Annotated in this window: 11 protein-coding genes; 8 read left to right on the top strand and 3 right to left on the bottom strand. The window is 56.4% G+C overall.

Features of this window, described 5'->3' with window-relative positions:
* Nucleotides 1-144: 144 nt before the first annotated feature.
* From ELY38_RS03745 to ELY38_RS03725, 5 genes are all read left to right on the top strand, one after another.
* A complete protein-coding gene (locus tag ELY38_RS03745; RefSeq protein WP_127060171.1) occupies nt 145-690 on the top strand; it encodes a hemerythrin domain-containing protein in 546 nt (181 codons plus the stop codon).
* A gap of 113 nt (nt 691-803) precedes the next feature.
* Nucleotides 804-1,592: a glutamate racemase gene (gene murI, locus ELY38_RS03740; RefSeq protein ID WP_127060170.1), complete on the top strand. Its 789-nt coding sequence runs from the start codon at nt 804-806 to the stop codon at nt 1,590-1,592.
* Between the two features lie 75 nt (nt 1,593-1,667).
* On the top strand, nt 1,668-2,783 hold the full coding sequence (trmA, locus tag ELY38_RS03735; RefSeq protein WP_127060169.1) for a tRNA (uridine(54)-C5)-methyltransferase TrmA: 1,116 nt from the start codon (nt 1,668-1,670) through the stop codon (nt 2,781-2,783).
* A 154-nt stretch (nt 2,784-2,937) separates the two neighbouring features.
* On the top strand, nt 2,938-7,761 hold the full coding sequence (locus ELY38_RS03730; RefSeq protein ID WP_127060168.1) for an NAD-glutamate dehydrogenase: 4,824 nt from the start codon (nt 2,938-2,940) through the stop codon (nt 7,759-7,761).
* A gap of 196 nt (nt 7,762-7,957) precedes the next feature.
* Complete coding sequence (locus ELY38_RS03725) at nt 7,958-8,971, top strand: quinone-dependent dihydroorotate dehydrogenase (protein WP_127060451.1); 1,014 nt, start codon at nt 7,958-7,960, stop codon at nt 8,969-8,971.
* A gap of 95 nt (nt 8,972-9,066) precedes the next feature.
* On the opposite strand, the gene rmf is transcribed toward ELY38_RS03725, so the two are convergent.
* The gene (rmf, locus tag ELY38_RS03720; RefSeq protein ID WP_127060167.1) at nt 9,067-9,276 is read right to left on the bottom strand and encodes a ribosome modulation factor; all 210 of its coding nucleotides are present in this window, start codon (nt 9,274-9,276) and stop codon (nt 9,067-9,069) included.
* Nucleotides 9,277-9,620: 344 nt separating this feature from the next.
* Here rmf and rlmKL point away from each other — a divergent pair, with 344 nt between their 5' ends.
* Both rlmKL and ELY38_RS03710 read left to right on the top strand, forming a co-directional pair.
* The gene (rlmKL, locus tag ELY38_RS03715) at nt 9,621-11,819 is read left to right on the top strand and encodes a bifunctional 23S rRNA (guanine(2069)-N(7))-methyltransferase RlmK/23S rRNA (guanine(2445)-N(2))-methyltransferase RlmL (RefSeq protein WP_127060450.1); all 2,199 of its coding nucleotides are present in this window, start codon (nt 9,621-9,623) and stop codon (nt 11,817-11,819) included.
* 18 nt (nt 11,820-11,837) lie between these two features.
* Nucleotides 11,838-12,173, top strand: a complete 336-nt coding sequence (locus ELY38_RS03710) for a glutaredoxin family protein (RefSeq protein ID WP_127060166.1) — start codon at nt 11,838-11,840, stop codon at nt 12,171-12,173.
* A gap of 31 nt (nt 12,174-12,204) precedes the next feature.
* Here ELY38_RS03710 and ELY38_RS03705 read toward each other — a convergent pair whose 3' ends face one another.
* Nucleotides 12,205-12,486 (bottom strand): hypothetical protein, encoded by a 282-nt coding sequence (locus ELY38_RS03705; RefSeq protein ID WP_126951371.1) that lies wholly within the window; start codon nt 12,484-12,486, stop codon nt 12,205-12,207.
* A 144-nt stretch (nt 12,487-12,630) separates the two neighbouring features.
* On the opposite strand from ELY38_RS03705, the gene pdxB reads away from it, so the two are divergent.
* On the top strand, nt 12,631-13,779 hold the full coding sequence (pdxB, locus tag ELY38_RS03700; protein WP_127060165.1) for a 4-phosphoerythronate dehydrogenase PdxB: 1,149 nt from the start codon (nt 12,631-12,633) through the stop codon (nt 13,777-13,779).
* A gap of 83 nt (nt 13,780-13,862) precedes the next feature.
* Here pdxB and htpX read toward each other — a convergent pair whose 3' ends face one another.
* Nucleotides 13,863-14,768: a protease HtpX gene (gene htpX, locus ELY38_RS03695; protein ID WP_127060164.1), complete on the bottom strand. Its 906-nt coding sequence runs from the start codon at nt 14,766-14,768 to the stop codon at nt 13,863-13,865.
* Nucleotides 14,769-14,855: the final 87 nt, after the last annotated feature.

The raw sequence follows: 14,855 nt of genomic DNA, 5'->3' as shown, positions 1-14,855 counted from the left end.
AAATAGCGCCATATAAAGGCGTCAATAAAGTGTCATCAACTGAATCACATAATCTGGCTTTAGTGTAGTGATGTCCGCATATGATTGCGTATTTGCATCATCCTAAGGAAAGCGGCCAGCACGACCCACAAAGGAGACGGCACGATGTTAAACCAACTGCGTCTAGATCATGCCAACATGGCGCGAATGCTCCATGTCTTGCAGCTTAAGCAAAAGACCCTAGCTCAGGGCGAGCGCCCCAATTTTCAGCTGATGCGTGAAGTTGTGGACTACATTCTGTCCTATATGGAAGGTTTTGCCGCGCCTTTGGAACGTATCTGTGTCGACCGTCTGGAAACCCAGGCGCCCGAACATATCGAACTCATGGAGAAAATGGCCAGCGACTACCTGGAACTCAAGCCGCGCCTTCAGCAGCTTTCAGACAATATCGACATGATTTTGATGGACAGTGTTCTGCCCATGGATCGCTTTGCCGAAGATTTAAAGGATTATCTGGATGCGCACCGGGCGTATCTTCGCCAGGAGCGTGAAGGTCTCTTCCCGCTTATCGATCAATATTTCAGCCAGGAAGATATGCAGGAGTTGCTGCAAGCACTGCCGGAAGGCGCCGAGCAGGAGCTTGAGCGCCTGCAGCTGGCTTACCCGGAGCTTTACGCCGAGCTGCGCGGGGCGGAGGTGCCCGCGGTTTAGCCTGGAGCGTGTTCCTTCAGCGTCGAGCGGGGCGTGTTAAACTGGCGCCCCGTGAATGAGCGGCTGAAGGAGAAACAGGTGTACCTATCAAAGCAAAAGGCGAAGGGGCAGTAATGGCAGGCCCCGTGCTGATTTTTGACTCCGGCGTGGGTGGGCTTTCCGTGGCCCGATCGCTGCGCCAGCATTATCCTGATACAGCCATGTGCTACGCCTGCGATAACGCGTGGATGCCTTACGGGCTACGCGATGACATTACGCTTTCTGCGCGTATCGTGGCCGTTTGCCAGGCCGCCGTTCAGGCCTGTCAGCCAAGCATTCTGGTCGTGGCCTGCAATACTGCCAGCACGCTTGCACTCGATGGCCTGAGAAAGGCGCTTGCGATTCCCGTGGTCGGCACGGTGCCCGCCATCAAGCCCGCAGCTGCCATCAGTCAGACGCGTCACATTGGTCTGCTGGCCACTCGGGCTACCGTGGGCAGACCCTACACGCAAAAGCTTATCGAGAACTTTGCCAGCGACTGCATCATTACCCGGGTCGCAGCAGATGCGCTAGTGCTGGAGGCCGAAGCACTGCTTAGCGGTATTTCTCCCAACAGTGAACATATTCAGCAGGCTCTGACGCCCCTTTGGCAAATGGCGAGCACTCAGTCTCCCGTGGATACCGTTGTGCTGGGCTGCACCCACTTTCCTTTGCTGAAACCTTGGCTTGAAGCGCTTTCCCCAATGCCTGTGAACTGGATTGATTCCGGCGATGCCATCGCCCGGCGCGTAGGCCAGATCGCGCCGGCGTTAAAAAACGGGCAGGATGGCCGCTTTTTCACAACTGCTTCTGCTGATGCGCTGGGTGAGGGCTTCGTGCAATATGGTTTTTGCATACCTGGTCGGTTGGAGTTAAGCGCCTAGTGCCCGCCTTTTCCAGACTAAACTGATACTCATATTGATACCGCTATTGATACCTTTATTGAGAGAGGAGCCGACTTGGCTATTCCTGATATTCAACCCGAACGTTATGACGAGCAGCTGGCCCAAAAACGCGCTTACCTGGAAAGCACCTTTGCGCCGTTCAATCCGCCAGCGCTTGAAGTGTTCGAGTCGCCGCCGAGCCACTATCGCCAGCGCTGCGAGTTTCGCATTTGGCATGAAGGCGACGACCTGTTCTATGCAATGTTTGAGGTGAACCCCGCCAACCCTAAAGAAAAGCAGGTAGTGCGCCTGGACCAGTTTGCCGTGGCCAGCGAATCGATCAATGCGCTGATGCCGCGCCTGCGTGAGGCTTTTCTGAAAAGTGACGAGCTGCGTCGGCGACTGTTTCAGGTCGAGTTTCTGACCACGCTTTCAGGTGAGGCGCTGGTCACGCTGATCTATCACCGCCCGTTAGGTGAAGCCTGGGAGCAAGAGGCGCGTGCCTTGGAAGCCGAACTTGGCATCATGATCATTGGCCGCTCGCGAAAGCAACGGCTGGTGCTTACCCGCGACCACGTGTGGGAGCAGCTCACGGTCGACGGAAAAACGCTCGATTACCAGCAGGTTGAAAACAGCTTTACCCAGCCGAATGCGCATATCTGCCAGAAAATGCTGGGCTGGGCACGCGAAGTTACCGCCGGCCGTCAGGCAGAGGATCTGGTAGAGCTTTACTGCGGCAATGGCAATTTCACCATCGCTCTGGCGGATAACTTTCGCCGTGTGCTGGCCACAGAAATATCGCGCACGTCAGTTGCCAGCGCCAACGTGAACCTAGAAGCCAATAAGGTAACCAATGCCCATATTGCGCGGATGTCCGCCGAGGAGTTTGCCCTGGCGCTTAAAGGCGAAAAGGGCGGGCGGCGCGTCGCCGAAATGGCGCTGGATGATTACCGCTTCTCCACGGTGCTGGTTGACCCGCCCCGGGCGGGGCTGGATGAGCAGAGCTGCCAGCAAATCAGTGAATATGACCAGATCGTCTATATTTCATGCAACCCGGCAACGCTTGCCGAAAATTTGCTTCAACTTACCAAGACGCATCAGATAGAGCGTTTCGCGTTATTTGACCAGTTCCCGTTCACCGACCATTGTGAGTGTGGTGTATGGCTCACGCGGCGCGAGATTGGTCAATAGGGCGCATGATGCGAAAGCGGCATACTCCATGAAGAACATGTCAGATGAATAGAGTGGCGATTATGGGTAGCGTAAGCTAGTCGTCATAGTGGCCTAAAGGCCTATTGTCCTACGTTTTTTTGGCCAAATGTGGCCCCGGCAGTCGAGGTGATGGATGCATTACGTTGCGAGTGAAGAGAGTCGGCAAGACCTTTTGAAGCAGCTGTTTGAGCGCTTGGAGGCGCGGCTGGAACCGGACCGAGCAACGGCGATAGAAGCGTTTGCACGACGCTTTTATGCGACCGTGCCGGTAGAGGATTTAATAGACCGTCGTTTGGATGATCTATATGGCGCCACGCTATCCATTTGGCAGTTCCTTCAGCACCACGACACCAAGCGTCCCAAGGTGCGCGTCTTTAATCCAGATTTTGAAGAGCACGGTTGGCAGTCCACCCATACCTTCGTGGCCGTGCTGCATGAAGATATGCCGTTTCTGGTCGACTCGGTGCGCATCGAGCTTAATCGCCGAGGCCTCACCGTACATGCAATCCAGAACTCGGTATTTGCCGTAGCCCGCAACGACCAGCACCTGCTGCAGACATTGGTCTCACCGCGTGATGCTGATGCGCCTGAAGCGCGCGAGTCGCTGATTGTGATCGAGGTTGACCGCCACACCGACCCCGAAGCGCTTTCCAATATTGAGAAAAAACTTCATCAGGTGTTGCGTGATGTGCGCACCGCCGTTGACGATTACGATGCTATCTGTGGCCGGATCACCGCCGCCATTCAGGAGCTTGAAAAGAACTGCCCGCCTCAGATTGATCCCGACGACCACGAAGAGGCTATCGCCTTTCTAGAGTGGCTGGTGAAGGATAACTTCACCTTCTTGGGCTACGACGAATACCTGCTTGAAGGCAATGAGCTGCAGCGCGATCCCAACAGCCTGCTGGGCGTATTTCGTCTCGATGATCCGCGCTACGATGAGCGCATCCGCACCGAGGAAGGCATCAACGAGCAGGGCAACTATGAGCTCGTGCCTCAGCTGCTCTCGTTTGCCAAAAGTGCCCATCACTCGCGTGTGCATCGCCCCACCTACCCTGACTACATTACCGTAGACCGCTATGACGATGACGGCAATGTGATTGGTGAGCGCCGCTTCTTCGGCTTGTTTACCTCAACGGTGTATAACGAGTCGCCGCGTAATATTCCAGTGCTGCGTCGCAAGCTCAAAGCGATCATGGACATTGCCGGGTTCAACCCGCAAGGCCATAACGGCAAGCAGCTGTTGCAGGTACTTGAAGTCTATCCTCGTGACGATCTGTTCCAGATCAGTACAGATTCACTGGCCCAGACCGCGCTGGGTATTCTCAATATTCGTGAGCGCCGTCAGGTGCGCCTGTTTATCCGTGCCGATGTTAGCGGCAAGTTCTACTCCTGTCTGGTATTCGTACCGCGCGATGTGTTCTCGACCGACCTGCGCCAGCGCATTCAGAACCTGCTATGCGACGAGCTTGATGCCCATTTTGGTGACTTCAACACCTATCTGTCTGAGTCAGTGCTGGCGCGCATTCAGCTGATTCTGCGCTTTAACGGCGATGCGCCGAGCCAGTTCGATCTCAAGCGGCTGGAAAGCAAAGTGGCCCGCCTATCACGGAGCTGGCGCGATGACCTGATGGCCGCGATGATTGAAGGCTTTGGAGAAGAGCGCGCCAACCATCAGATGGAGCGGTTCCAGGACGCGTTCTCGGCAAGCTATCGTGACGAGTTTAACGCGCGCACCGCCGTATTTGATGTGCAGCACCTGCTGACACTGGATAATGGCGATGACCTGTCGTTGTCGCTTTACCGGCCTCTTGAAGAGCAGGGTAGCGGCGTTAACCTCAAACTTTACCATCGCGCCGCCCAGATACCGCTTTCCGATGTGCTGCCCATGATGGAAAACCTGGGGCTGCGGGTTATCGGCGAGCATCCCTACGAAATCAATGCCCACCATCAGCGTTACTGGATACATGACTTTGAGCTTGAACACAGTAACAAGGATGTCAGCCTGGGCGAAATGCGCGACACCTTTGGCGAAGCCTTCAAGCGTATCTGGGCGGGCGAGGCCGATAACGACTCTTTCAACCGACTGATTATCGCAGCCGGTCTTGATTGGCGTGAAGTGGCCATGCTGCGTGGCTATGCACGCTACTTAAAGCAGATCCGCTTTGGCATGTCGCAAGACTATATCGCCGCGACACTCGCCAACTATCCGGCCATCACCCAGGAGCTGGTGGAAATGTTCCGCCTGCGCTTTGATCCTGCGCTTGGGTCTCATGACACGGATGAGTGTGTGGCGCGGATCAACGAGCATCTGGAAGCGGTCGCGAGCCTGAACGACGACCAGCTGCTGCGCCGCTTTATGGAGCTTATTCAAGCGACGCTGCGAACCAACTACTACCAGCGTGCCGACAACGGTCGTTTTAAAGACTATATCGCCTTTAAACTTGAACCTTCCAAAGTAACGGGCATGCCCAAACCACGGCCCATGTTCGAGATTTTTGTCTGCTCGCCGCGGGTGGAGGGCGTTCACCTGCGTGGTGGCAAGGTCGCACGCGGTGGTCTGCGCTGGTCTGACCGTCATGAAGACTTCCGCACCGAAGTGCTGGGGCTGGTAAAAGCACAGCAGGTCAAGAATGCGGTTATCGTACCGGTAGGCGCCAAGGGCGGCTTTGTATGCAAACGCATGCCGGAAAATGCCGACCGTGAAACGCAGCAAAAAGAAGGCATCGCCTGCTATAAAATCTTTATCCGAGCGCTGTTAGACGTGACGGATAATCTGGATGGCGGCGACGTCGTGCCGCCAGTAAATGTGGTACGTCATGATGAAGACGATGTCTACCTGGTGGTAGCAGCCGATAAAGGCACGGCCACGTTCTCGGATATCGCCAACGAGATTTCCATTGAATACGGCCACTGGCTGGGCGATGCGTTTGCTTCCGGCGGGGCTAACGGTTACGACCACAAGAAAATGGGCATTACCGCACGCGGTGCCTGGCAGTCGGTCAAGCGCCACTTCAAGAACCTGGGCGTGGACACTCAGCAAGATCTGTTCAGCGTGGTGGGCATTGGTGACATGGCCGGCGACGTGTTCGGTAATGGCATGCTGCTGTCCGACAAGATTCAACTGGTGGGAGCTTTCAACCACCTACATATCTTTATTGACCCAAACCCAGATGCCGAGGCGGCCTTTGCCGAGCGTAAGCGGCTGTTTGACCTGCCGCGTTCCAGCTGGGAAGACTACAGCCGCGAGCTGATTTCCCAGGGCGGTGGCATCTTTAGCCGTAGCGCCAAATCGATCTCGATTACGCCGGAAATGCAGCAGGTGTTTGGCATTCAGGAAGAGCGCCTATCGCCCAACGAACTGATTCGCGCCATGCTGCAATCCCACGTGGATCTGATCTGGAACGGCGGTATCGGCACCTACGTGAAAAGCTCCGAGGAAACCGATGCCGACGTTGGCGACAAAGCCAACGATGCGCTGCGCATTAACGGTGCTGACCTTAACTGCCGAGTGGTAGGCGAGGGCGGTAACCTGGGCCTGACCCAGCGTGGACGGATGGAAGCGGCCGCCAAGGGCGTGCGCGTTTATACCGACTTTATCGATAACGCAGGCGGAGTTAACTGCTCTGACCACGAGGTCAATATCAAGATATTGATCGACGACGTGGTCAAGCGCGGTGACATGACCGACAAGCAGCGCAATGAGCTGCTGGCGGAAATGACCGACGAAGTGGCTGATCTGGTTATCCTGGATAACTACCGTCAGGCGCAAGCGCTGGATCTTTCAGAAATTCTCTCTCACCAGGGAATTGGTCCTTACCGCCGGTTTATCAGCGAGCTGGAATCAGCCGGGCAGATTGACCGCGAGCTTGAGTTCCTGCCTTCTGATGAGGTGCTGAAAGAGCGGGCAAGTAACCAGCAGGGCATGCGCTTACCTGAGCTTTCCGTACTCATTTCATACGCCAAGAGCACCCTGAAAGGCGATTTGATTAACTCTGACGTGCCCGATGATACCTACGTTCATCGCCACTTGGAGCGCCTTTTCCCCTCGGTATTGACCGAGCGCTATCAGACCGAGATGTACGAGCACCGCCTGAAGCGTGAAATCGTGGCTACCCAGGTCGCCAACGATCTGGTCGATCACATGGGCATCGTATTTATACGCCGCTTGATGGATTCAACCGGCGCCGGACGGGCGGCTATCGCACGTAACTACGTGATCGCGCGGGATAGCTTTAATCTACCCTCGTTGTGGGCGCAGATCGAAGCGCTGGACAATCAGGTATCCAGCGAAGTACAGCACACGATGATGCTTGATCTGATGCGCCTGATCCGCCGGGCCACGCGCTGGTTCCTGCGTCAGCATTTAAATCTTTCCACCCAGGATACGATTGAGTACTTTGCCCCGCGCTTGGCCCAGCTGCAGGAGGAGATGGGTGAGCTGTTAAGCGGTGAAGAACTTGATGCCTGGACGCAGCGGCGTGATGAGTTGCAACAGGCTGGCGTGCCGGAGGCGCTGGCCTCTACCGTTGCCGCAGCACCCAGCCTGTATGCCGGTCTTGGGATTATCCAGGCCGCACGTGCCACCAACGAGAAGCCCCAGCGCGTGGCCGAAGTGTTCTACGAAATCGGCAGTCGCCTCGAGTTACCCTGGATGATCCAGCAGGTTACCCAGCTTGAAGTGCGCGATGGCTGGCAAGTGCAGGCACGGGAAACCTTCCGGGACGATATCGATCGCCAGCAACTGGCGCTGACCACCAGCGTACTCAAGCTGGAAGCCGGTAGCCGTGATACGCCGGAACGCGTTGACCAGTGGCTTGAACAGCATAACCAGTTACACCGCCGCTGGTGTCATTTGATCAACGAAGTGCGCGGCGGTAGCGAAGGTGGATTTGCGCTGTTCGCGGTGGCTGTACGTGAACTGGTTGACTTGGCGGAGAGTGATAGCGAAGCCTGACGCGCTCTGTTTTAACCAAAGCGTTGCTAAAGATAACCGCGCCTGGAGCCTGCCAGGCGCGGTTTTTTATACAGGCGGGCTGTCGTTTGGTATAGGCGAACTACTGATAAGCGTCTGTTGCGGTGCGTTGGGTAGGGAGTTTGCGCTATACTTTGCGCCGCTCAGCACTGCCCACCTTTTAAGAGAGACCTCGTTGATGTACTCACTTGCCCGCTCGCTGCTCTTTCGTATTGACCCCGAAGCCTCGCACGGCATGGCCTTGGGCACGTTAGATGCGTTGCATCGGGTAGGGGGCGTAACGCCTTTGGTAGGTAAAGCCGTCGATGATCCTGTCGAGTTGATGGGGCTGCGGTTTGCCAACCGGGTGGGCTTGGCGGCGGGGCTGGATAAAAATGCCGACCACCTGGATGCGCTGGGCGCACTGGGCTTCGGGTTTGTGGAGGTGGGCACGGTAACCCCCAAGGCCCAGCCGGGTAACCCCAAGCCGCGACTGTTTCGCTTGGCGGGGCACGAGGCCATCATTAACCGCTTTGGGTTCAATAACAAAGGGGTGAAACATTTAGTGGCTCAGGTAAAAAAACGCCACTATAACGGCATCGTGGGTATCAATATTGGCAAGAACCTGACGACCTCGGTAGACAATGCCCTGGATGATTACCTGGCCTGCCTAGATGAAGTTCATCCAGTGGCGGACTATATCACCGTCAATATTTCTTCGCCCAATACGCCAGGGCTACGCACGCTGCAGTTTGGCGAACAGCTGGATGCCCTGCTTGGTCCCATTCGCGCGCAGAGCCGGAGATTGGATACCGAGGCGAGGCGCAAAGTGCCTTTGCTGATCAAAATTGCTCCGGATATGAGCGAGCACGAAGTAGCGCTCGTGGCCCAAAGCATTGCCCGCAACGAGCTCGATGGTGTGATTGCCACCAACACCACGGTCTCCCGCGATGCGGTGCAGAGTGACTCTCAGGCTAAAGAAGCGGGCGGGCTTTCCGGCAAGCCGGTGTTTGAGCCTTCCAATGTGATAATACGCCTGTTACGCCAGCACCTGCCTGAGCTTCCGATTATCGGTGTAGGCGGTATTGATAGCGCAGAAACCGCCAAGGCCAAGATAGCGGCAGGTGCAAATCTGGTTCAGCTCTATTCAGGGCTTATCTACCAAGGGCCCAAGCTGGTCAATGTATGTGCCAACGCATTAAAGGCACGCTAAGCCGGATTTAAAAGCGAGTAGGCTTGAAAACTAAAAAGCCCGCTAAAAAGCGGGCTTCATGTTCCAAAATGTAAAATTAAGGAATATATAACTGGTTAGGTCATAACCGATGGGTTTTTATGAATACCGGAAACGCCGGTCATTCCATCCCATTGGTCTCCGCGACCTTCACGCCAACCGCTCATCCAGTATTCGCGTAAATTGATATCTTGACTGGGACAATCATCACGGGAGCGGCCTGTAACACCTGCCTTGTACCCGTGGACATAGGCCCGCTGGAAGCGGTCACGCTTTTGTCGTTTCATTGGCTAACCTCTTTTCATGAAAGCCTTTAAAAAGAAATAGAACGCTTTATCCATGGCTTCATAGCGTAATCGACATGGATAAGCCCTACTTCGAGAGCTGACTTCAAGAGCAGGTCAACCGCCAGACGCTCATGTTTAGCACTCACGTGCTGAACCGGTCGGGTGGTAACCTTAACAAGCCTTAGGTCAAGTAATGACCTAGACAAGCAACGCATGCGTTTTTATGTAGCTACCCTTTTATTCTTAGATCATGATGGGGGCACTTGTCGACCCCCAAATTGTCATAAGATGTAAATACATTTGCCATATATAGGAATATTGCGCGGTTACGCGCTGCCATGACTATGACCGAAACGAGTCAAAATGCCCCCCTGAACTTGCTGGCCACCTGCCCGAAGGGCATCGAAGGCCTATTGGCTGATGAGCTGGCAGCGTTAGGCGCCACCCCAGGAAAAACCACCGTAGCCGGTGTGTATTTCACCGCAAGCCAAGCCACTGCCTACCGTGTATGTCTGTGGTCGCGCCTTGCCAACCGCGTGATTCTGCTATTAGCCCGGGAATCAATGATCGAAACCCCCGAGCAGTTGCGCGACGCCGTCGCCCGCATTGCCTGGACACAGCATTTGAGCGTTGGCAAGACGCTGGCGGTGGATTTCCATGGCCGAAGCGACCATATCCGCCACACCCGGTTTGGTGCACAAACGGTGAAGGATGGGGTGGTGGACTCCCTGCAGCTTGCCGGGCAGGAGCGCCCTTCTATTGATACCAAGCTGCCGGATCTGCGCCTGTACGCCCATTTGCACCGCGCCAACCTGACACTGGGTATTGATCTTTCAGGTGATAGCCTGCACCGGCGCGGTTATCGACGAGATGTAGGGCACGCGCCGCTCAAGGAGAACCTGGCGGCCGCACTGCTGGTGCGCGCGGGCTGGCCAGAACGCGCCAAGGCCGGGGAGCCATTGATTGACCCGCTATGCGGGGCGGGCACGCTGCTGATTGAAGCCGCGTTAATGGCCGCCGACCAAGCGCCGAACCTGGACCGCGAGCGGTTTGGCTTCAAGGGATGGAGTGGGCACGATGAGGCAATTTGGCTTGAGCTGAGGCGCGAGGCACAAGCACGTGCCTCCATTGGCCGCAAGCGGTGCAAGAATCAACTGCTCGGGTTTGATCAAAGCCCGGCAGCGTTATCAGCGGCCAAGACCAATGCCATGCGGGCGGGAATTCCAGCACTGATTACCCTGCACGGCCAGAGCCTTGGCCAGCTAACCCGGCCAGAAACGCTTACGGAAACGAACGGGCTGCTGATTACCAACCCGCCCTACGGTGAGCGTTTGGGTGAGCTTCCCGAGCTTGTGCGCCTTTATTCACAGCTAGGTGAAAAGGCCAAGGCGTTGTTCCCTGGCTGGACGTTGGCACTATTTACCGGCAACCCGGATCTGGGTCACCGGTTGGGGCTGCGGGCGCACAAGCAGTACGCGCTCAAGAACGGCGCCCTGGATGCCAAGCTACTGCTTATGGATATCGGCGTTCAGAATGCCACGCCTGAGAAGCAGGCGGATACGCAGGACGCCGGAGCGCCCCAAAAGGCGTCTTCCAACGTATCTGAAAACGCACAGATGTTTGCCAACCGGCTGGCTAAAAACCAGAAACGTCTTAAAAAATGGTTGAAACAGAGCGGTGAGAGCTGCTATCGGGTGTATGACGCCGACATGCCCGAATTCGCCTTGGCGGTAGACCGCTATGGCGACCGCGTGCACGTGCAGGAGTACGCCGCCCCTAGCTCTGTTAACCCCGCCCAGGCACAAAAGCGTTTGTTCGATGCGCTTGAAGTACTGCCTGAAGCGCTGGGCGTCGATGCCAGCAAGGTCTACATCAAACGCCGTGAGCGTCAAGTGGGCAGCGCCCAGTATCAGAAGCGCGAGGCCAGTGGCGAGCGCTTTGAAGTGCGTGAAGGGGAGGCGCGGCTATGGGTGAACCTGCGCGACTATCTGGATACCGGGCTCTTTCTGGACCACCGTCCGGTACGCCGTATGCTGGGGGAAATGGCCCGTGGCAAGCGCTTCTTGAACCTGTTCTGCTATACCGCCACGGCTACCGTTCAGGCCGCCTTGGGCGGGGCCAGCGACAGCGTTAGCGTAGATATGTCCAACACCTATCTTGAGTGGGCAAAGGACAACTTTGCTTTGAACAAGCTCGACCCCAGACTTCACCGCGTTACCCGCGATGATTGCTTCCGTTGGCTGGAAACCGCCAGCGCCGAGTTTGACCTGATCTTCATGGACCCGCCGACGTTCTCTAACTCCAAGAAGATGCGCGATACGCTCGACGTGCAGCGCGACCATTCGCGCCTAGTGGAACTCGCTATGGCCCGGCTTGCTCCTGGCGGGACACTGGTATTTTCCAACAATCAGCGGCGCTTCAAGCTTGATGAGACATTGAGCGAGCGCTATGCGGTCGAGGAAATTACCTCACGCACCTTTGACCCCGACTTCCAGCGGCGCACCAACATGCACCACGTGTTCCTGCTGCGCCATCGTGGCTAGGCGCCTGGTGCTGTCGGTGTGATTTCGCTGGTGCTTTACACTACCCTGGGTTGTCACTTGTGCACCCAGGTGGAGGCGCTGCTGACGGCGCTTGCCAACCAGGACGTCGCGCTCGAGCGCATCGAAATCAGCGAGAACGATGAATTAATCGAGCGTTACGGCAGATACATACCGGTTGTGGTGGATAGCCAGGGCAGCCAGCTTGCGCAGGGCTTTGAAATTGAGCGCCTTGCGGGTTGGCTGCGAGAGCGCGGCTGGCTTGATGAGCACGCGCTTGCAGCGCTAGTAGAAGAAGCGCTGGAGTCGCCGCCGAAGGACGCCTATCAGCGCAACGGGCGGCGTTTTCTGGGGTAGCGCATGCTTGTCGAGCTTTACCTGCCTAGCCCTACAAAAGGTCAAGCAGTGAAAGCTGCCGCATGGCTTCTTGGCCTTCCGGCGTGTTGTCGGCCACATCCAGTACCTTGCGAAACCCGCGTGATGCCTGAATGGTCGTTTCGTCTTCAAGCCACATCTGCGCCTGCTCAAGGGTGTCGGCCAACTGATGCTTTAGTCCGCCAAACTGTGTGCCGATTTGTCCCCAGGCGCGGCTAAATATCCAGTCGCCGAACATGTCCTGATGAATATGGACCAACACATAGTCGTGGTCAGTTTCCCACCTTACGATCACAAGCCTACTCCCACGATTTGTCCTGTTGCCGGTCTACTCATGTACAGGCGCTTTGATGCCACCCTTCAAAGCCTTGAATAGCCTTTTCCAATTCTGCTCGGCGAGCGGTATTGTAAAGCTCATTATCGCTAAAAGGATACCGCTGTGAAGCTGATTGTGGACGCCAATATACCCGCCGCCGAGCGTTGCTTTGGTGATTTTGGCTCGATTACCCGCCTACCCGGGCGCGAGATAAACGCAGAGCACGTCAAGGATGCCGATGCCCTGATTGTGCGCTCCATCACGCAGGTCAATGAAGCGCTGCTGGCCAATAGTTCGATACGCTTTGTGGGTACTTGCACCATTGGCACCGACCACATTGACCACGCGGCGCTGGCGGCACGCAATATTGCGTTTGCCAGTGCCCCTGGCTGCAACGCTGAAGCCGTAGTGGATTACGTATTGAGCAGCCTGTTAACGCTGGCTGAGCGCGCTGGTTGGCCGCTTCTTTCGCGAACGGTAGGGGTGGTTGGAGCGGGAAATGTGGGCAGCCGCTTGCTGGCTCGCTTGAACGCGCTGGGGGTGAATGCGCTTGTGTGCGACCCGCCTAGAGCCGAGCAGGAGGGTGGGCAGGGCTTTGTAGCGCTGGATACGCTGATTGACCGCTGCGATATTCTCTGCCTGCATACGCCGCTGGTGAAGGATGGCCCTCATGCCACTTATCAACTGCTTAATGCCCAACGAATCAATGAGCTTGCGCCAGGCACTGTGTTGCTCAACGCTGGCCGGGGTGACTGTATTGATGAAATGGCCCTGCGCGGGCGTCTGATGGGTAAGGGCGACATTACCGCCGTGTTGGATGTGTGGGAGAACGAGCCGGGTATCGATGCCAGCTTGCGTGACCTGGTCGCCCTGGCTACGCCGCATATTGCCGGGCACAGCTTGGATGGCAAGCTGCGCGGCACTTGGATGATCCAGCAGGCACTGGCACGCCACGCTGAACGACCCATACAAAACACGTTTGCCGATATTTGCCCGTTACCGGTGCTGGCGTCGCTTCATGTGCAGGAGGCACTGCCGGTTGAGGATGCGCTGCGCCTGTGTATGCGTGCGGTTTATGATGTACGTCGCGATCACGACAGCCTGCAGCGCCAGGTGCTTCTGCAGGGCATCCGTCAGGGGTTTGACGACTGCCGGGCGAATTACCCCTTGCGCCGCGAGTTTGCCACGCTGAATGTACAGCTATCGGGCAATGCGGTGGCGCTTGAAGCGCCGCTAAGCGCGGCGGGCTTTTGCGTCTCGCGAGTGTCATGACGCACCATACGCCTACATGCCTATAGATACGATCAGGCCCGCTTGCGCGGGCCTGATCGGTTTGATATGCCGCGAGGTGTTACTTACTGACGGTAGGCGGCTTCTTTTAGTGCGCGGATACGGTCATCCAGCGGCGGGTGGCTGGCAAACAGCTGCTCTACCAGCGAGCGCGTTTGGCCTTTAGTGATCGCCATGGCGCGCAAGGTGTCAGGCATTTGATCCGGCATTTCGGTTTCGGCCTTCAGGCGGGCCAGAGCATTGACCATCGCACCTGTTCCTGCAAGCCGGGCGCCTGCTTCATCGGCGCGATATTCACGGTAGCGTGAGAACCACGCCACAATGGCCGAGGCCACAATGCCGAAGACGATTTCCGCAACCATCACTACCGCGAAATAACCCATAAAACCCAGGCCGCCTTCACCATCACTGCGGCTCTTGAGAAAACCATCCACCAAGTGCGCCACTACGCGGGCAAAGAACATGACAAAAGTATTCACCACGCCTTGAATCAGCGCCAGCGTTACCATGTCGCCATTCGCCACGTGGCCAATTTCGTGAGCCAGGACAGCGCGCACTTCTTCAGGGCGCATGCGGTTTAAAAGCCCGGCAGAAACCGCCACCAGCGCGTCATCTTTGTTCCAGCCTGTAGCAAAGGCGTTTGACTGTTGGGCGGGAAAAATGCCCACTTCGGGCGTTTTAATACCAGCCTCGCGGGAAAGTTCGGCCACCGTATCAACCAGCCACTGCTCAGTGGAGTTGGAGGGCACTTCGATAATCACCGTGCCGGTGCTGCGCTTGGCCATCCACTTGGAGATAAACAGCGAGATCAGCGAGCCAACCATGCCGAAGATAAAACAGAAGATCAACAGGCTAGTAAAGTTGATCCCTTGGCTGCGTAAGTAACCCTCAACGCCAAACAGGCGCAGTGTAATACTGGCGACAAGCAGCACCGCCAGGTTGGTGGCTAAAAACAGCACTATTCGCATCATGTTGCAGGTTCTCCCTAAGAGGTCATCAATGCGTTACTGGAATACGGGTTAGATACGTACGCATAAAAGCAGTTTCAAGCCGCCTCG

The sequence above is a fragment of the Vreelandella nanhaiensis genome, from assembly GCF_003990185.1.
Taxonomy (GTDB): domain Bacteria; phylum Pseudomonadota; class Gammaproteobacteria; order Pseudomonadales; family Halomonadaceae; genus Vreelandella; species Vreelandella nanhaiensis.
Note: the sequence above shows the minus strand (reverse complement) of the source record. Positions and strands in the feature narration are given on the sequence as shown.